The following is a 17,979-nucleotide window of genomic DNA, read 5'->3' on the forward strand; positions in this document are numbered from 1 at the left end:
CGGCCCTTACGGCCGCGCCTTTGCAAAGAGATCAGAACTTGCGGGTCAGTGACACCGTGTAATAACCGCGCTGGGCGTAGAAGCACTGGTCGTTCGAGCTGCAACGCTGCACGTAGGTCTTGTCGAACAGGTTGTTGCCATTGAGCGCCAGGCGCCACTTGTCGAAGTCGTAGTGAACGATGCCGTCGAACAACAAAACATTGCCGGTGCGCCACAGATTGGCCGGATCGCCGAACGTCTCGGTCAAATAGCGTCCGCCGATGCCGAATCCGAGGCCGGCAAGCGCGCCCGATTGGATCGTGTAGTCGCCGAACAGCGAGACTTTGTGCTTGGCCACCGCGGGCAGACGCTTGCCCAGATCGGGACCGTTCGACTTGGTCACGGTCGGATCGGTGTAGGTGTAGGACGCGTTGACGGTGAAGGTTTCGTAGAAGCGTCCGGTCAGTTCGGCTTCGACGCCCTTCACTTCGACTTCGCCGGCCTGCACACTGAAGAACGGATGCGCCGGATTGGGATCGTTGGTCAGAACGTTGGTCTGACGCAGCTGATAGGCCGCGATCGTCGCGAAGGCTTTGACGCCCTTCGCCATCTCGCCCGGATCGTATTTCAGACCGATTTCGGTCTGCTCGCCGGTGGTCGGCTTGAACGGCGTACCGCCGAAGTCGGCCCCCGAGGTCGGCTGGAACGACGTCGCATGTACCACGTACGGCGCGAACCCGTTGTCGAACAAATACGACAGCGCGACGCGATAGGTGAATTTGTCGTTGCTGGTGGGTTTGCCGAAATCAGTTGTGTCGACCCAATCCTGGCGCACGCCCGCGGTGACGATGAAGCCGCCGAGTTTGATCTGATCCTGCACATAGACGCCGGTCTGCTTCTGGATCTGGCGTAAATAAGCCGATGTCGCGACCGGCGCGATCGCTGCACCATAAATCGGCTTGAAGACGTCCAAGGTCGGTCCGAAGGCAAAGCCGGTGTCGGTCGCGTTGTTGACGCGGCGGAAATCGACGCCGCCGACGATTGCGTGGCTCAACGCGCCGGTCTGCACATGCGCTTCCAGGCGCGTGTCGACGTTGAAGGACATGACTTTTTCATCGAACGCCCAGCTATAGCGATTCAGCGTGCGCAGATCGGCCTGCAAGCCGGCGCCGTAGATCTGGCGCGTGCTGGCGTCGGACGAGAAGTATTTCAGATTCTGCCGCACGGTCAGCGCATCGCTGAAGCGGTGGCTGAAATCGTACCCGACGCCATACTGGTCGCGTTTGTAAAAATTGTAGCCAGGCTCGCCGGCATTGAAACCGACGGGCAGTTCGCCCTTGGGGTTAAACAGCAGCGTACCCTGCGCCGGCAGAAAGCCGCCGCCGTCCCCTTTGATCTTGTCGTACTGATAGTAGGACAGAAGCGTGATCTGCGTCGCGTTGCCGAGATTGAGGGTGCCGGCCGGCGCCACGAAGTCTCGCTTCGAACGCACGCCTTCGGTCTGCGTATGGCGGTCGCGCAGCAGGCCGGTCAGGCGGAAGCTGAGATAGTCGTTCGCCGGGCCGAACACATCGCCGCTGATCTGCTTCTGGTTGAAGCTGCCGAGCTGCGCCCCGGCCTCGCCGCCGAAATAGCGCTGCGGACGGCGGCTGGTCATATTGATGATGCCGCCCGGCGGTGTCTGGCCGTACAGAACCGACGCCGGGCCTTTCAGGATTTCGATCGAATCCGAACCGTAGAGATCAAGGCCGACATTGGTCACCGAGCCGATCGGCGCCTGCAGCCCGTCGACATATTGGATCGGGTTGAAGCCGCGCACCGTGATCCAGTCATAGCGTTCATCGGGGCCATAATTCTCGCCGACCGCGCCGGCAGTGTAGCGCACCACCTGCTGCAGGCTCTGCCAGTTGAGCAGATCGATCTGATCGCGGTTGATCACCGAGATCGATTGCGGCGTCTCGACCAGCGGCGTGTCGATCTTGGTGCCGGTCAGGTTGCGCGTCGCGACGTAGCGCGGCGCGGTGACGACCACCTGTTCCAGCTCGCCGCCCGCCTGCTGCGCCGCTGCTTGCTGCGCGAGAGCGACCGGCGCCGCGGTGGCGAGCAGCAGAAATAGGGCGCGGCCCAGCCCGGTACGATTCAGAACAACCATCAGATCCCCCGTTCGCACGCCGACTTTTGCGGCCGTTTTCGTCCGGGAAGATTGATTGTGCGGCGCGATCCGCGCTTTCCCATGAGGGACGGATACCATCGTGATCAGGCCACCGGCCTGCTCCAACCGGCAGGCGCGGCCCGCTGACACTGATGGTTGACCCGTACGCGCGGGCCGGCCGACGCCGCGCCGGCCTAGGCTGGTCGCATCAGAACGGGGCGGGCGCATGAAACATCTCCTGGCGCGAAAGTCGATCGAATCGCTGCAGCTCGAAGCCGACCGCAGCGGCATGCAGCGCAGCCTCGGCGCGACCCACCTGCTGCTGCTCGGCATCGGCTGCATTCTCGGCGCCGGCATTTACGTGATGACCGGCAACGCGGCCGCGCATTTCGCCGGCCCCGCCGTGATGCTGTCTTTCATCCTGGCGGGCGCCGCCTGCGCGCTGACCGCACTTTGCTATGCCGAACTTGCCTCGACCATGCCCGTGTCGGGATCGGCCTATACCTATTGCTACGCCGCGGTCGGCGAAGTCTTCGCCTGGGTCGTCGGCTGGGTGTTGTTGTTCGACTACGGCATCGCCGCGTCGCTGTTGGCGGTCGGTTTCTCGGGATATCTCGTCAGCCTTCTGCACGATCTCGGCGTCCATATTCCGGTCACGCTGGCGCAGCCGATGTTTAACGTGACGGGCGTGCATGGTGGTGCGCTGGTCGCAACCGGCGGCGCCAACCTGATTGCGGTCGCAATCATTCTGCTGATCACCGCGGTGCTGGTGCGCGGCGTCACGCAGTCGGCGTTCTTCAACAACTTGCTGGTGGCGGTGAAGATCCTGGTGCTCGTGTCGTTCGTCGTCGTCGGTGCCGGCGCGATCGATCCCGGCAACTGGACGCCGTTCATCCCGCCCAACGAAGGCGGCTTTGCGTTCGGCTGGCAGGGCGTCGTGCGCGCCGCGTCGATCTTGTTCTTCGCCTATATCGGCTTTGAAACCGTATCGACTGCCGCGTGCGAAGCGCGCAATCCGCAACGCGACCTGCCGATCGGCATTCTGGGCTCGCTGCTTGTTTGTACGCTGCTCTACATCATCGTCGCAGCGGTGTTGACCGGCATCGTGCCGTTCCGCGCGCTGGGCGTGCCCGATCCGATTGCAATTGCCGCCGACCGGATGGGACGGCCCAGCTTTGCCGTGCTGATCAAAATCGGTGCGCTGACCGGCCTGACATCGGTGCTGCTCGTGAATGCCTACGGCCAGTCGCGCGTCGCCTTTGCCATGGGTCGCGACCGCCTGCTGCCGCCGCTTTTTTCCGATCTGCATGCGCGCTTTCGCACGCCGCATGGCGGCATCATTCTGTTCGGCGTGCTGTCGGCCGCGATCGCAGCCCTGTTTCCGCTGTCGTTGCTGGGTGACCTGATTTCGATCGGCGCCGGTCTCGCCTTCTCGACCGTCTGCGTTTGCCTGATGTGGCTGCGCAGCGCCCGTCCCGATCTGCCCCGCCCGTTCCGCGTTCCGTTCGGCGGATTTCATATCGGCCGGGTCTGGATCGGCTATGTGCCGCTGGCGGCAATCATTCTCTGCTGGTCGATGATCGTGCCGGTCGTGATCGACATCGTCAGCCAGGCCGCCAACGGTCACGTGACACCCGCTGTGATCGTCGGCGTCTATTTCGGTGCCGGGGCGCTGCTCTACACCTTCTATGGGCACCGCCGCGCCACGCGCGCGTAGCACGGCGGCGGTCTTACAGATGCGCGACGAGCTGTTCCGGGTTGGTCTGTTCTGACAGGTACATGGTCGGCGCGACGCCGAAGGTACGGCGGAACATGGCGGTGAAAGCGCTGGGGCTGTTGTAGCCGACGTCGAATGCGACGGTCGTCACAGAATGACCCTGCGTCAGGCGCGACACCGCCTCCATCAGCCGCACATTCTGCCGCCAGCAAGCAAAGCTCATCCCGGTTTCGCGGCGAAACATGCGCGTGAAGGTACGCCGGCACATGCCGGCGGTCTCAGCCCATTCATCCATCGCGTCGTTGCTGGCCGGGTCTTTGAGGATGGCGGTGCAGACGCGGATCAGCCGTTCATTCTGCGGCATCGGCACGTGCAGCCGCGCCGTGCGCGTTGCGCTGATCTCTTCCAGGATCAGCGACATCACGCGGCCGTCGCGGCCGTTGACGTCATATTCGACCGGAATATTGGTTGCTTCGATGATCAGCTCGCGTAGCAGGTTGGACACTTCGATCACGCGGCAACCGGACGGCAGGCCGTAGCGTTCGGCATCGGCGACGTAGAGCGTGCGGATACGCACCGGCTCGCGGCAATGGACTTCGTGTTCGACACCGCCCGGAATCCATACTGCACGCTGCGGCGGCACGACGTAACTCGCCGCTGCCGTCGTCACGGTCATGATCCCCGCCGAGGCGTAGATCAATTGCGCGCGCACGTGGCTATGGCGCGGATCGAGATGACCGGCCGGGTACTCATCCGCCAGCGCCGCGACTGGACGCGGCACATATTGGTAGTCGCTCCCTTTGGTGCTGCGTCCCATCTGGCCCGCCCGAAATGCTGATTGATCCCGTTGGCGACAGCGCCCGGCGCGAGGCGTCGTTACGCTTGTCGATGACAACAGGATCCCGCGTCGGCTCCCGCTTGTCGAGGGAAGGAAACGCGTCGCGCGCACGTCGCAGTCGCGACCGACAAAATTACAGCCCGAGGGACGTTTCGTGCCATCTGCTGCTGATCTCGCGCCGGATATTCGCCGTTTCGTTGAGCAAGTTGCTGCCGACTATGCCCGCTTTCCGAGCGTTGACGGTCTGCCGCCCGACCAGGCGCGGCGAATCATCGAACAGGTTCGCGCGCCGTGGCGCACCGGCGGTCCTGAAATGGCGCATGTGCACGAACATCTCGTGCCCTGCCCGCACGGCGACTTTCGCGTCCGCCTCTACGATCCAAGTCCGGCAAAGCCCAAGCCGGCGCTACTGTATTTGCATGGCGGCGGCTGGACCTTCTTCAGCCTCGACACGCACGACCGCGTGATGCGCGAATACGCGGCGCGCGCTGGCATCGTCGTTGCCGGCATCGATTATGCGTTGTCACCCGAAGCCAAGTTTCCCGTCGCGCTGGAACAGGCGGCGACCGCCGTGCGCTGGCTGCATCGCGACGGCGCCGCATTCGGCGTCGACGGTGCGCGTCTGACGCTCGGCGGCGATTCCGCGGGCGGCAATCTAAGCGTCGCCGCCTGTCTCAAACTGCGCGACGAAGGTGACGCCGGCCTGGTGCGCGGCATGCTGCTCAACTACCCCGCGTTTGAAGGCGACTGTTCCGACGAGTCGCAGGACCGCTATGGCGGTCCCGGCTACATGCTGACGCGGGACGAGATGCGGATGTTCTGGACGCGCTATCTCCGCTCGCCCGACGACGCGCAGAATCCGCTGGCAGCGCCGTTGCGCGCGCAGCTCGGCGGGCTGCCACCCGCCTTCTTCGCCGTACCCGAGTGCGACGTGCTGACCGAACAAAGCCTGGCGATGATTCCAAAGCTGCGCGACGCGGGTGTGGCAGTCACCGACCGGCTCTACCCCGGCGCGACGCACAGTTTTCTCGAAGCCGTGTCGATCTCGCCCACCGCTGATCGCGCGCTTGCCGACGGCGCCGCCTGGCTGCGTGACCGGCTATTCGGCGGCTGATGCCGCGCGCAGCTGCGGCGGCACGTGCCGCCGCACGACGCTGAGAGCAACCACGATCACTGTCAGAAACGCGGCGCTGATCAGGAAATACGCAGCCGCTCCGCCCGTCGCCATCACCAGCTGACCGCCGCCGACCGCGCTTAGAATTGCGCCGACCCGTCCGACGCCGAGACCAAAGCCGATGCCGGCGGCACGGCAAGCGGTCGGATAGACATAAGCGCCAAGCACGAACAGACCGACCTGCGTCGCGTTGACCGCTGCGCCGAGAAACACCAAGCCCGCCGCGGTCGTCGCAACCCCGCCGCTTTGCACCGCGAGCACGATTCCCGCGGCGACGCCGATCGCGGCAACCGCGCGCAACACCAGCCGCGATCCGTAGCGCCGGCACAGCGCGGCACTGACCAGCGCGCCGATCACACCGCCCAGATTGAACAACATCGTGCCTAACGCGGCGTCACGCTGGCTCAAGCCCGCGCCTTGCAAAATCGTCGGCGTCCAACTGAAGAACGAATAGACGCAATAGAGCGAACCGAAACAGCAGACCCAGAAAGCCAGCGTGTCGCGGCGCAAGCCAGGCGCCAAAAGCTGGGTCAGCGAACTTTGCTTTGCTGCACGATCGACGATCGCGGTCAGTTGCACCGCACGACCGGCAACTCTTGTCAGCAGACGTTCGGCCGCTTCACGACGTCCGGCTTTCGCGAGAAAGCCGATCGACTCCGGCAAGGTGAACATCACCAGCAGCGACAGAAGCGGCACCGCGCCGCCGATCGCGAACATGCCGCGCCAACCAACCTCGCCGAGCAACGACGCGCTGAGCAGCGCGCCAAGCACACCGCCCAGCGGTGTGCAGCACATCAAGATTGCGACCACGACCGAGCGGGCGCGATCGGGTGCGTATTCGGCGGCCAGCGCGGTGATGTTCGGAAATGCGGCGCCGAGACCCAACCCAGTCGCAAACCGCAAGATCGTGAGCTGCGTGACATCAGCCGCGAGCGTCACGGCCAAGGTGAAGGCTGCGAAGATCGCGACGCTGGCAAGCAGCACCGGCTTGCGGCCAAACCGGTCGCCCAGCGCGCCGCCGACACCGGCACCGACGCCCATTCCGACCAAGCCGGCCGCGATCAGCCAGGTCAACTGGCTGCCGGCTAGACTCCATTCGCGCAGCAGCGACGGCAGGACGAAAGCGACGAGCTGGATGTCCAATCCGTCGAGCACCGACGCCAAGGCGCCGATCGCGAAGACTCGAAACTGGAGCGGTGAAATCGCGGCGCGATCAATCACCGACAGAATCTGCGTTTCCTCGCTTGGGCGGCCGTCCAGCATCTGAATCCTCAGAATCGTTGGGGCGCGCATCTGGCCATGCTGCGTTGCGGGCGAAAAGATCTTTCGCAAAGACCGGGTCGCCGCACCGAAATTGCCGAAACGAGGCGCGGTCTTCGCAGCAAAATTCGCCCGAAAAACCGCACCAGACTCGGCCAAACGCATGTGTTAGGCGATGCGCCGGGATGGCGGTCGTTTGCCGTCCTTTTTTCTTGGCCGAGGACCTCGATGAAGAATACGCCGGCTCTGAGCCTGTACATCCCCGAGCCGAAATATCGGCCCGGCGACACGCCGGATTTCAGCGACCTGAACGTGTCGGCAGCCGGCGTCGTCCGCCGCCCCGACGTGGCGGTCAATTCGAGCGAGATCCACGATCTCGCTTTCACGCTGATCCGGGTGCTGGACGACAAGGGCGACGCGGTCGGTCCGTGGGATCCGAAGCTGGACGTCGACACGTTGAAGCGCGGCCTGCGCGCGATGCTGCTGACGCGCATCTTCGACGACCGCATGTTCCGCGCCCAGCGCCAGGGCAAGACGTCCTTCTACATGAAGAGTCTCGGTGAAGAGGCGGTCGCGGTTGCGCAGGCGTTGGCGCTCGATCGCGACGACATGTGCTTCCCAACCTATCGCCAGCAAGGCCTGCTCATCGCGCGCGACTATCCGCTCGTGATGATGATGAACCAGATCTACTCGAACGAGCAGGATCCGCTGAAAGGCCGGCAGTTGCCCATCATGTATTCGAGCAAGGAGCATGGCTTCTTCTCGATCTCGGGCAATCTCGGCACGCAGTTCAGCCAGGCCGTCGGTTGGGCGATGGCGTCGGCCTATAAAGGCGACGACCGGATTTGCGCTGCTTGGATCGGCGACGGTTCGACCGCCGAAGGCGACTTCCATCACGCGCTGACCTTCGGGTCGGTCTATCGCGCACCGGTGCTGCTCAACGTCGTCAACAATCAGTGGGCGATCTCATCGTACCAGGGCATTGCCGGCGGCGATCGTTCGACCTTCGCGTCGCGCGCAATCGGCTACGGCATTCCGGGCCTGCGCGTCGACGGCAACGACTTCCTCGCTGTGTACGCGGCGACCCAATGGGCCGCCGATCGTGCGCGCATGAATCTCGGGCCGACCGTGCTCGAACTGTTCACGTACCGCGCCGAAGGCCATTCGACCTCCGACGATCCGACGCAATACCGCCCGGCTGACGAACCCGGCGCCTGGCCGTTGGGCGATCCGGTGAATCGCCTGACCAAACATTTGATCGCACGCGGCGTGTGGAGCGACGACGAGCACAAGGCGCTGGTCGACGAACTCACCGAGTACGTCAAAGCGGTCGGCAAGGAAGCCGAGAAGAACGGCACGCTCGGCAACAGCAAGCTGCCCAGCGTCAAAACCATGTTCGAAGACGTCTATAAGGAGGTGCCCCCGCATCTGCGCAAACAGCGGCAGGAGCTGGGAGTCTGATCATGCCGATGAATATGATTCAGGCGCTGAACTCGGCCATGGACGTGATGCTCGATCGCGATCCGAACGTGCTGGTGTTCGGCGAAGACGTTGGATTTTTCGGCGGCGTTTTTCGCGCCACCGAAGGTCTGCAGAAGAAATACGGATTGAAGCGCTGCTTCGACACGCCGATTGGCGAAGGCGGCATCGTCGCGGTTGCGATCGGCATGGGTGCGTACGGTCTGCGCCCCTGCGTCGAAATCCAGTTCGCGGATTACATCTATCCCGCGTTCGACCAGCTCGTCTCCGAAGCGGCGCGTCTGCGCTATCGCTCGGCGGGTGATTTCTGGGCACCACTGACCGTGCGCACACCGTATGGCGGCGGCATTTTCGGCGGCCAGACGCACAGCCAGTCGCCCGAAGCCTTGTTCACGCACGTCGCGGGTTTGAAGACGGTCATTCCGTCGAACCCGTACGATGCCAAAGGCCTGTTGATCGCCTCGATCGAAGAAGACGATCCGGTCATCTTCCTCGAACCCAAGCGCATCTATAACGGCCCGTTCGACGGTCACCACAACAAGCCCGTCAGCCCGTGGGCGAACTTCCCCGAAAGCAACGTGCCCGAAGGCTATTACACCGTGCCGCTGGGCAAGGCGGCGCGCGTGCGCGAAGGCAAGGACGTCACCGTGCTTGCTTACGGCACGATGGTGCATGTTGCCAAAGCTGCAGCCGACGATGCCAAAATCGACGCAGAGATTTTGGATCTGCGCACGTTGTTGCCGCTCGACATCGACGCAATCGTTGAGTCGGTGAAGAAGACCGGCCGTTGCGTCATCGTGCACGAAGCGACGCGCACCTCGGGCTTCGGCGCCGAACTGTCGGCACTGGTGCAGGAAAACTGCTTCTATCATCTCGAAGCGCCGATCGAACGCGTCACCGGTTGGGACACGCCCTACCCGCACGCATTCGAGTGGGATTACTTCCCCGGCCCCAAGCGCACGGCTGCGGCGATGCGCAAAGTCATGGAAGGCTGAGCCAGATGGGTCGCTACGGATTCAAACTGCCCGACGTGGGCGAAGGCACTGCTGAAGCGGAAATCGCTGCCTGGCATGTCGAGATCGGCCAGACGGTCGATGAAGACGCGCCGCTGGTCGATGTGATGACCGACAAGGCGACGATCGAAATCACGTCGCCCGTCAAAGGCAAAGTGATCGCGCGTACCGGCAGTCCCGGCGACATGGCGCCGGTCGGCTCGGTGATCGTGGAGTTCGAAGTCGAAGGTGAAGGCAATGCTGCCGGCGCGGCGCAGGCCGCTGCGCCCGTCGCAGCGAAGGTCGAGGACCCGACCGAAACCCCGTCGCCGGTCGAGCAGGCTGCGCGCGTGATCGACGCGCCGGAACACACACCGGCCGCTCCGAAAGCAGCACCGAAGCCGCAAGCAGCAGCGCCGACCTGGTCGACGCGTACCGCCGACGCAAAGCCGCTCGCCTCGCCCGCCGTGCGTCGGCAAGCGCACGAGCAAGGCGTCGAATTGCAATATGTGCCGGGCTCGGGTCCGGCCGGCCGCATCACCCACGGCGATCTCGACGCCTATGTCGACGCGCGCCGCAATGGCGGCGGCGCATCGTCGGGCGGTTCGCGCCTGACGCAGCGGCACGGCGCCGACGAAGTCAAAGTGATCGGCCTGCGCCGCAAGATTGCCGAACGCATGCAGGACGCCAAACGGCGCATCCCGCATTTCATGTATGCCGATGAAATGGACGTGACCGAGCTCGATGAGCTGCGCGCCCATATGAACGCGCAGAATAAGGGTCGTGCCGATCGTCCCAAACTCACCTTACTGCCGTTCTTGATGCGCGCGATGGCCAAGGTGTTGCCGGCCTATCCGCAGTTGAATGCGCGCTATGACGACGAAGCCGGCATCGTGCATCGCCACCATGCGATCCATATCGGCATCGCGACGCAGACCGCATCGGGTCTGGCTGTGCCGGTGGTGCGCCATGTCGAAGCGCGCGACATCTATGATTGCGCCAACGAGCTGGCACGCGTGGCGCAAGCGACGCGCGACGGCAAGGCGACGCGCGAAGAACTGTCAGGCTCGACGATTACGATTTCCAGCCTAGGTCCGATGGGTGGCCTGGTTTCCACGCCGGTCATCAACTCGCCCGAAGTCGGCATCATCGCGGTCAACAAGATCCTCGAACGTCCAGTCGTGAAGAACGGCCAGATCGTCGTGCGCAAGATGATGAACCTGTCTTCGTCGTTCGATCATCGCGTCGTTGATGGTTGGGACGCCGCTGAATTCATCCAGCGCGTCAAAGCCGTTCTGGAATTCCCCGCTACGCTCTTCATCGACGAATGACGCGCAGCGTCATCCCCGCGCAGGCGGGGATCCAGGAGTTTCCGTAGGGGAATTCCGACCGTTGCAAGCTCGACCACCTGGATCCCCGCCTTCGCGGGGATGACGACAAGAGAAGTGCGAAGATGGCTGAAACACTGAAACCCAAAGTCCTTGTCGTAGGCGGCGGCCCGGGCGGGTATGTCGCTGCGATCCGCGCCGGCCAGTTCGGTCTCGACACAATTCTGGTCGAAGGCGACAAGCTTGGCGGCACATGCCTGATCCGTGGCTGCATTCCGTCCAAGGCGGTCATCCATGCCGCGTCGAACTTCGAGACCATGACCAAAGCGGTCAAAGGTCATCACGGCATCACGTTGGCAGCGGCACCGCAGCTCGACTTCGCCAAGACCGTGGCGTGGAAGGAAGAGATCGTCGGCAAGCTGAATAGCGGCGTCACCGCATTGCTCAAGCGCGCCAAGGTCAAAGTCGTGCATGGCTGGGCCAAGTTCAGCGACGGCAAGACTTGCACCGTCGACACCAAAGACGGTCCGGTCACCATCACCGCCGACAACGTCATTCTCGCCAACGGTTCGCTGCCGGTCGAACTTCGTTCGCTGCCGTTCGGCGGGAACGTGATTTCGTCGACCGAAGCGTTGTCGTTGCCGACTTTGCCGAACAAGCTGGTCGTGGTCGGCGGCGGCTATATCGGCCTCGAACTCGGCATCGCCTTCCGCAAGCTCGGCGCCGAGGTCACCATCGTCGAAGCGCAGGATCGGATTTTGCCGATCTACGACGCGGCGCTGGTCGAGCCCGTGAAGAAGTGGCTGGAGAAGAACGGGGTGAAGATCCTGCTCGGCGCCAAAGCAAGCGGCGTCGAAAACGGTGCGCTGGTGGTCGAAACCAAGGACGGCAAGAAGGAAACGCTGCCGGCCGACAAGATCCTGGTCACGATCGGCCGCAAGCCGAACACGCAAGGTTGGGGCTTGGAAAACATGGCCGTCGATCTCGACGGCGCCTTCGTCAAAGTCGATGGCGAATGCCGCACCTCGATGCGCGGCGTCTATGCGATCGGCGATCTCGTCGGCGAACCGATGCTGGCGCACAAAGCATCGGCGCAAGGCGAGATGGTTGCCGAGATCATTGCGGGCAAGCGCCGCAAGTTCGAACCGGTTGCGATCCCCGCCATCTGCTTCACCGAACCGGAAGTGGTCAGCGTCGGCCTGTTGCCGACCGACAAAGGGGCTGAAGGCGCACTGACGGCCAACTTCCCGTTCCAGGCCAATGGCCGCGCGCTGACGATGGATGCGGGCGACGAAGGCGGCTTCGTGCGCGTCGTTGCGCGCAAAGACGACCATCGCATTCTGGGCATCCAGGCGGTTGGCCTGCACGTGTCGGAATTGTCGGGCGAGTTCGTGCACGCGCTGGAAATGGGCGCGGTGCTGGAAGACATCGCCGGCACGATCCACGCGCATCCAACCCTGGGCGAAGCTTTCCACGAAGCGACGCTGCGGGCGCTGGGACACGCGATTCACGTGTGAGCCCATGCACGCGATATAGTCGCGTGCATGCAGCAACCAGCACCCGCCCCGTCGCTTCCTGACGGTATCCGCGCCCGCTTCGTCGACAACGGCAACGGCCTGTCGATGCACCTGCTTGAAGCGGGTGACGCGGGACGGCCGTTGGTCATTCTGCTGCACGGCTTTCCCGAGCTTGCCTATTCGTGGCGCAAGCTGATGCTGCCGCTCGCGGCGGCGGGATATCACGTCGTTGCACCGGATCAGCGCGGCTATGGACGCACGACCGGTTGGGACGCCGACTATGACGGCGACGTCGCGTCGTTTCGTCTGCTCAATCTGGTGCGCGATACGATCGGGCTGGTCGATGCGCTAGGCGCCAACCAGGTCGCCTGCATCGTCGGACATGATTTCGGCGCGTCGGTCGCGGGCAATTGCGCGCTGATCCGCCCCGACATCTTCCGCGCGCTGTGTCTGATGACGCCGTTCGCGGGCGCGCCGCCCTTGAAGAAGCCCGCGCCAGCCAGCGACATTCACGCCGATCTCGCTTCGCTGGCGCGGCCGCGCAAACATTATCACTGGTACTATTCAACGCGCGAAGCCAACGACGACATGTGGCACGCGCCGCAAGGCATGCACGATTTCCTGCGCGCCTACTTCCACGCCAAGAGTGCCGACTGGGCTAACAACCATCCGCACAAGCTGGCCGGTTGGACTGCGACCGACCTGGCCAAGATGCCGACCTATTACATCATGGATCTCGACCAAGGCATGGCGGCGACGGTCGCGCAGGAGATGCCGAGCGCGGAGGTGATCGCTGCCTGTACATGGTTGCGCGACGACGAGCTCGCCTTCTACGCCGCGACCTACAGCGCAACCGGCTTTCAGGGTGGGCTGCACTGGTATCGCTGCCGCACCGGTCCGTGGAACGCGGATCTCGAAGTCTTCGCCGGTCGCACGATCGACGTGCCGAGCTGTTTCATCGGCGGCGCTGCGGATTGGGGCGTCTTTCAGATGCCGGGCGCGTTCGAGAAAATGCAGAGCAGCGTCTGCACCGACATGCGCTTCGTCGACTTGCTCGATGGCGCCGGCCACTGGGTGCAGCAGGAAAAGACCGTTGAAGTCATGCACCTGCTGCTGCGCTTTCTGCGCACCCTTTAATCGAGACAGTCGAGCAGCGAGCCGAGCTGCGTCACGCGCCGGCGCAGCAGCGCTGCGCGTTCGCGCACATAGGGTCCGGGATGATCGGCCGACCAGCTCCGCGGTGCCGGCAGAATGGACGCCAGCCGCGCTGCTTCATCGTCCGTGAGGTGCGCTGCGTCTTTGCGGAAAAAGGCGCGCGACGCGGCCTGGGCGCCGTAGATGCCCGGGCCGAATTCGACGACGTTCAAATAGACTTCGATTACGCGTCGTTTCGGCCACAAGATCGCAAGCTGCGGCGTCAGCCACAGCTCGGCGGCTTTGCGCAGCAAGGTGCGCGACGGCGGCAGGAACAGGTTGCGCGCCAACTGCATTGTGATGGTGCTGGCGCCGCGCGCGTCGTCGCCTTCGAGCTTGGCGTCGACCTGCGCCTGCAACGCCGCCGTATCGACGCCGAAACGTTGCACGCAGAAGCCATTGTCTTCGCCGGCCACGACGAGACGCGCCAAGGAGGGCGCAATGCGATCGAGCGGCGTCCAGTTGCGCACCGGCCGATCGCCTTCGATCCAACGCACCAGCATCAACGGCGTCGGCGGTGGCGGCACGAAGCGCAACACCAGCATTGCGAGCGGCGGCGCCAGCAGCAGCACCAAGATTGCGCGCTTTGCAAAGCGAATGAGTCCGGACCTTCGCATCCCGTCCCACTCGCATTTGCATTGTGCTGCGGCAAGAGGGGTATACCCGGCGGGAGGAATTACCGGCCGGGGGCGTTTGCAGGAAATGACCAACTCCCTCGACAAACGCCAAGTCAGATGCTGATGATTTCGGCATGACTTTGCGCCGTCGCCTCTTGGCTCTGGTGATCGCGGCGACCTTGCCCGCTGCGGCGGCGATTGGGTGGCACGGCTGGACCGAAACGAAGCGTCGCGAGTTAGACGTCCAACAGGCTGCGCTGGTACAAAGCAAACTGCTCGCGTCCGAGCTGACGCGCATCCTCGACGGCAAACACCAGCTGCTGCTGGGCCTCAGCAAAATCCGTTCGGTGCGCGAAAACGAAAATCCGCGTTGCAACAACCTGCTGCACGAAGTGCACGACGCACTTCCCGGCAACACGTTCCTCGCCGTGTTTGGCGGCAAGGGCACAATATTGTGCGGCTCGCTCGCGACCGACGAAAACGCTGCCGAGAGTCCGTTTTTCCTCCGCGCGCTTGATACTGGAGGCTTCGCCGTCGGCGAATATTCGACCGGGCGTTTCACCGGTCGTCCCGCCCTGCATCTCGCCTTGGCGATGCCGAACGCGGCGGGCAAGGTCCAGGTTCTAGCTGCGGGGATGAGCTTGCATTGGCTGGCGCAGCAGCTGGTCGAACGCGACCTTCCCTACAATGCGCAAGTCACCGTCACCGACCGCAACGGCGTCGTGCTCGCCACCTCGGAAGGCGCGTCCAACGCGGTGGGCGAGCGCATCGATGAACGTCGCATGCGCAACCTGGTGCGACCGATCGCGGGCGTGATCGACATCGTCGGGATCGACCATGTCGAACGCACGATCGGCTATGCACCTGTGCTGATCGACGGCGAACGCGCGCTGCATGTCGAGATGGCGATCTCAACCGAGGAAGCAATGGCCGGCATCCGGAACGCGATCTTGCGCGACCAGATCGCCTTTGCCGGTGCCATCTTGCTGGCGTTGCTGCTGGTTTGGTGGTGGGGCGATCGTCGCGTGCGCCAGCCGATGGCGCAATTGCTGAGCACGGTGCGCGCCTGGGGCGCCGGCAATCTCGGCGTCCGTACCGGCCTTCCCTACGACAAGACGGAATTCGGCCAGTTGGCCGCGACCTTCGATTCCGTCGGGATGGCGCTCGACATGCGCACGCGCGAATTGGCCTTCGCCAAAGAGCGGGCTGAGGCGGCGGCCGATCGATTGCGCATTATCGATCGCGCGGTGCAGGCCAGCTCGTCGCCGATCATTCTGGTTGATGCGTTGGCGGCCGAGCAGCCGATCGTTTACGTAAATCCCGCCTTCGAACGCACGACCCTGTACAGCGCCGACGAAGCGTTGGGGCAGAATTGCCGCTTTCTGCGCGATCCCGCCAGCAACGACGACACCGAACGCGACCGGCTGCGCAAAGCGTTGCGGTTCCAGCGCCGTGCCACGGTACAGCTGCACAATCGGCGCAAAGACGGCACGACGTTTCTGTGCGAGCTGAACGTAACGCCGGTGCTGAACGGATCGGGGCTGGTAACGCATTTCGTCGGCTGGCTGCTCGATCTCAGCGAACGCGAAGCCGCCCAGCGCGGCGAGCGCGAAGCGACCGCCATGTTGCTGCAGGTGATGGAAGCGACCACCGACTCGGTCGTCGCGGTCGGCATGGATCGCCGCATCACCTATCTGAACCACAATGCGCGGCTACGCCTGGCGCCGGGTCGCGACATGATCGGCGAGGATTTGTGGGACCTGTTCGCAGAAACCGACAGCGAGCTGTTCCGCGACAGCTACGACCGGGTCATGAAGGACCGCGCGCCCGTCTCGTTCGAAGCCTATTATCCGCCGCGACGTAGCTGGTTCGACGTGCACGCCCATCCGACGCAGGGTGGGATGACGATCTTCTTCCGCGATATCGGCCCGCGCAAACAAGCCGAAGCAGCGCTGATCGCCGCCAAGGAACAGGCCGAAGCGGCAAGCCAGGCCAAAAGCAATTTCCTGGCGACGATGAGCCACGAATTGCGCACGCCGTTGAATGCGGTCATCGGTTTCGCGGAAATCATCGCCAGCGGCATGGTCGGCCCGATCGACCCGCAATATGCCGAGTATGGCGAAGATATCTTCCGTTCGGGCCGGCACTTGCTGCAGGTGATCAACGACGTGCTGGATATTTCCAAGATCGAGGCCGGGCGGCTGGCGCTGGACGAAAGCCAGGTCAGTCTCGACGACGTCGTGCTGGGTTGCGTGCAACTGGTGCGCGGCAATGCCGGCGACCGCGACATGCGGATCGATTGTTCGCTGTCGAATGGGCTGGTGGTGCGCGCCGACCCGCTGCGGCTGCGCCAGGCGTTTCTGAATCTATTGTCGAACGCGATCAAGTTCGGCCATGCCGGTGACGTCATCAACGTCGTGGTCGTGCGCAACCAGGACGGCGATGCCTGCATCACCGTGCATGACCGCGGCATCGGCATGGCGCCCGACCAGATTCCCGTCGCGCTGCAGCCCTTCGGCCAAATCCAGAATGCCTTCTCGCGCACCTACGAAGGAACCGGCCTCGGACTGCCCATCGCCAAACAACTGATCGAGCTGCATGACGGTGCGCTGGTGGTCGATTCACAACCGGGCAAGGGCACCAGCGTCACGATCTGCCTGCCGGCAAAACGTGTTGTGTCGATGCTGACGCCGGCTTGAAGCATTTGCTCACTGCCACGCGCTCTGCGACGCTGCGGGCATGCAGATTCTTCGCACCATGTCCGCTGCTGCGCTGGTTCTTTCGCTGACTGCTTGCGCTGCCGACACCAAGCCGCCCGTCGCAGCCGCGCCCGACAAGTTCGTCAATCTGGTTCCTGCCTATACGACTTTCTGGGACGAAACCCGCGGGCTCGACACGACGCAGCGCGTTGCCGCTTTCCGCGAAAAATTCGATCCGCTCTTTCCCGGCTTCTATAGCACCGAGCGGGTGAAGCCGCCGCAGACCGTTGCGCAGCAGGACCAACGCATCGCGCAATCGTTCGAGACCTTCCCGTCGATCCGCACCAGGTTCGAGACGATCGGCGCTGGCTTTGGCGCGATGCTGGATTCGGCCGAGGCGAGTTTCGCTGCGACCTTTCCGACTTCCGCATGACGATGCCGACCTATCTCATCCACAGTCTGGGTGAGATGGATGGCGGTACGCGCAACATTCGCGGGCGCACGTTGTTTGTCTTCGGCGCTGATGTGATGGCGCGCGTGCATGACGGATTCAACAGCGAGCGACCTTTCTTCCATCACGAGCTGTTTCACGTCTATCACACGCCGAAATACGAAAGCTGCGACGCGGTCTGGTGTTCGCTCTGGACCGAAGGTCTGGCGGTGTTGGTCGCTAAGCGTCTCAATCCCGACGCAACCGACGCCGAACTTCTGCTGACCTGCCCGCGCCCGCTGCGCGCGGCATTCGACGCCAACCGCAAGGAGGCGGTGTGCGCGATCCAAGCGCGCTTCAATTCCGAGAAGGGCGAAGATTATCGTCCGCTCTTCAACAATCCGAAGGATGCGGCGATCTCGCCACGCCTGCCCGGCCGCTTTGCCTATTACGTCGGCTATCTCGTGGCGCAGCAGGCTGAGAAAACCCACAGCCTGCAGCAGCTCGCGGCGCTGACGCCCGAACAGGCCAAGCCTGTGGTCAAACGTGCGCTGGACAGTCTCGGGAACTGCGGCAGGACGCGGCGCAAAGCGGCGTGAGGGA

14 protein-coding genes are annotated in these 17,979 nt (G+C 63.7%); 10 read left to right on the top strand and 4 right to left on the bottom strand.

Annotated elements, in window-relative coordinates; all coding sequences use genetic code 11:
* Positions 1–31: 31 nt before the first annotated feature.
* The gene (locus tag TMPK1_RS06715) at positions 32–2,131 is read right to left on the bottom strand and encodes a TonB-dependent siderophore receptor (protein ID WP_420242187.1); all 2,100 of its coding nucleotides are present in this window, start codon (positions 2,129–2,131) and stop codon (positions 32–34) included.
* A 226-nt stretch (positions 2,132–2,357) separates the two neighbouring features.
* Here TMPK1_RS06715 and TMPK1_RS06720 point away from each other — a divergent pair, with 226 nt between their 5' ends.
* Positions 2,358–3,848, top strand: a complete 1,491-nt coding sequence (locus TMPK1_RS06720) for an amino acid permease (RefSeq protein ID WP_420242188.1) — start codon at positions 2,358–2,360, stop codon at positions 3,846–3,848.
* A gap of 13 nt (positions 3,849–3,861) precedes the next feature.
* Here the strand turns inward: TMPK1_RS06720 and TMPK1_RS06725 are convergent, their stop codons facing one another.
* Complete coding sequence (locus TMPK1_RS06725) at positions 3,862–4,665, bottom strand: AraC family transcriptional regulator (protein WP_420242189.1); 804 nt, start codon at positions 4,663–4,665, stop codon at positions 3,862–3,864.
* A 175-nt stretch (positions 4,666–4,840) separates the two neighbouring features.
* Here TMPK1_RS06725 and TMPK1_RS06730 point away from each other — a divergent pair, with 175 nt between their 5' ends.
* Entirely contained in the window at positions 4,841–5,800 is a 960-nt protein-coding gene (locus tag TMPK1_RS06730) for an alpha/beta hydrolase fold domain-containing protein (RefSeq protein ID WP_420242190.1), read from the top strand.
* Here the strand turns inward: TMPK1_RS06730 and TMPK1_RS06735 are convergent.
* Entirely contained in the window at positions 5,786–7,123 is a 1,338-nt protein-coding gene (locus TMPK1_RS06735) for an MFS transporter (RefSeq protein WP_420242191.1), read from the bottom strand. The two genes, TMPK1_RS06730 and TMPK1_RS06735, sit on opposite strands and share 15 nt — an antisense overlap.
* Before the next feature lie 225 nt (positions 7,124–7,348).
* On the opposite strand from TMPK1_RS06735, the gene TMPK1_RS06740 reads away from it, so the two are divergent.
* The 5 genes from TMPK1_RS06740 (at position 7,349) to TMPK1_RS06760 (ending at position 13,573) form a co-directional block, all read left to right on the top strand.
* Positions 7,349–8,581 carry a 3-methyl-2-oxobutanoate dehydrogenase (2-methylpropanoyl-transferring) subunit alpha gene (locus TMPK1_RS06740; protein WP_420242192.1) on the top strand — a complete coding sequence of 411 codons (1,233 nt, stop codon included), beginning with the start codon at positions 7,349–7,351 and terminating at the stop codon, positions 8,579–8,581.
* 2 nt (positions 8,582–8,583) lie between these two features.
* Complete coding sequence (locus tag TMPK1_RS06745) at positions 8,584–9,594, top strand: alpha-ketoacid dehydrogenase subunit beta (RefSeq protein WP_420242193.1); 1,011 nt, start codon at positions 8,584–8,586, stop codon at positions 9,592–9,594.
* Positions 9,595–9,599: 5 nt separating this feature from the next.
* Entirely contained in the window at positions 9,600–10,922 is a 1,323-nt protein-coding gene (locus tag TMPK1_RS06750; RefSeq protein WP_420242194.1) for a dihydrolipoamide acetyltransferase family protein, read from the top strand.
* Positions 10,923–11,044: 122 nt separating this feature from the next.
* Positions 11,045–12,436: a dihydrolipoyl dehydrogenase gene (lpdA, locus tag TMPK1_RS06755; RefSeq protein ID WP_420242195.1), complete on the top strand. Its 1,392-nt coding sequence runs from the start codon at positions 11,045–11,047 to the stop codon at positions 12,434–12,436.
* 27 nt (positions 12,437–12,463) lie between these two features.
* Entirely contained in the window at positions 12,464–13,573 is a 1,110-nt protein-coding gene (locus TMPK1_RS06760; protein ID WP_420242196.1) for an alpha/beta hydrolase, read from the top strand.
* Here TMPK1_RS06760 and mtgA read toward each other — a convergent pair.
* Positions 13,570–14,247, bottom strand: a complete 678-nt coding sequence (gene mtgA / locus TMPK1_RS06765; protein ID WP_420242197.1) for a monofunctional biosynthetic peptidoglycan transglycosylase — start codon at positions 14,245–14,247, stop codon at positions 13,570–13,572. The genes TMPK1_RS06760 and mtgA overlap by 4 nt on opposite strands.
* A 134-nt stretch (positions 14,248–14,381) precedes the next feature.
* On the opposite strand from mtgA, the gene TMPK1_RS06770 reads away from it, so the two are divergent.
* Genes TMPK1_RS06770 through TMPK1_RS06780 form a run of 3 tightly spaced genes read left to right on the top strand, consistent with a single transcriptional unit; the run spans position 14,382 to position 17,975 of the window.
* Positions 14,382–16,946, top strand: coding sequence for an ATP-binding protein (locus TMPK1_RS06770; RefSeq protein ID WP_420242198.1), 2,565 nt, complete (start codon positions 14,382–14,384; stop codon positions 16,944–16,946).
* Positions 16,947–16,986: 40 nt separating this feature from the next.
* A complete protein-coding gene (locus tag TMPK1_RS06775; RefSeq protein WP_420242199.1) occupies positions 16,987–17,379 on the top strand; it encodes a hypothetical protein in 393 nt (130 codons plus the stop codon).
* On the top strand, positions 17,376–17,975 hold the full coding sequence (locus TMPK1_RS06780; protein WP_420242200.1) for a hypothetical protein: 600 nt from the start codon (positions 17,376–17,378) through the stop codon (positions 17,973–17,975). The genes TMPK1_RS06775 and TMPK1_RS06780 overlap by 4 nt, the downstream gene beginning before the upstream one ends.
* Positions 17,976–17,979: the final 4 nt, after the last annotated feature.

It is taken from the genome of Roseiterribacter gracilis, assembly GCA_018332375.1.
Classification (GTDB): domain Bacteria; phylum Pseudomonadota; class Alphaproteobacteria; order BOG-932; family Roseiterribacteraceae; genus Roseiterribacter; species Roseiterribacter gracilis.

Bases quoted from the DNA above. Each gene is read 5' to 3' on its own strand.
- TMPK1_RS06775 (WP_420242199.1), top strand. From the start codon at position 16,987: ATGCAGATTCTTCGCACCATGTCCGCTGCTGCGCTGGTTCTTTCGCTG.
- TMPK1_RS06720 (WP_420242188.1), top strand. From the start codon at position 2,358: ATGAAACATCTCCTGGCGCGAAAGTCGATCGAATCGCTGCAGCTCGAA.
- TMPK1_RS06725 (WP_420242189.1), bottom strand. From the start codon at position 4,665: ATGGGACGCAGCACCAAAGGGAGCGACTACCAATATGTGCCGCGTCCA.
- TMPK1_RS06745 (WP_420242193.1), top strand. From the start codon at position 8,584: ATGCCGATGAATATGATTCAGGCGCTGAACTCGGCCATGGACGTGATG.
- TMPK1_RS06740 (WP_420242192.1), top strand. From the start codon at position 7,349: ATGAAGAATACGCCGGCTCTGAGCCTGTACATCCCCGAGCCGAAATAT.
- mtgA (WP_420242197.1), bottom strand. From the start codon at position 14,247: ATGCGAAGGTCCGGACTCATTCGCTTTGCAAAGCGCGCAATCTTGGTG.
- lpdA (WP_420242195.1), top strand. From the start codon at position 11,045: ATGGCTGAAACACTGAAACCCAAAGTCCTTGTCGTAGGCGGCGGCCCG.
- TMPK1_RS06780 (WP_420242200.1), top strand. From the start codon at position 17,376: ATGACGATGCCGACCTATCTCATCCACAGTCTGGGTGAGATGGATGGC.
- TMPK1_RS06750 (WP_420242194.1), top strand. From the start codon at position 9,600: ATGGGTCGCTACGGATTCAAACTGCCCGACGTGGGCGAAGGCACTGCT.
- TMPK1_RS06760 (WP_420242196.1), top strand. From the start codon at position 12,464: ATGCAGCAACCAGCACCCGCCCCGTCGCTTCCTGACGGTATCCGCGCC.
- TMPK1_RS06735 (WP_420242191.1), bottom strand. From the start codon at position 7,123: ATGCTGGACGGCCGCCCAAGCGAGGAAACGCAGATTCTGTCGGTGATT.
- TMPK1_RS06770 (WP_420242198.1), top strand. From the start codon at position 14,382: ATGACTTTGCGCCGTCGCCTCTTGGCTCTGGTGATCGCGGCGACCTTG.
- TMPK1_RS06715 (WP_420242187.1), bottom strand. From the start codon at position 2,131: ATGGTTGTTCTGAATCGTACCGGGCTGGGCCGCGCCCTATTTCTGCTG.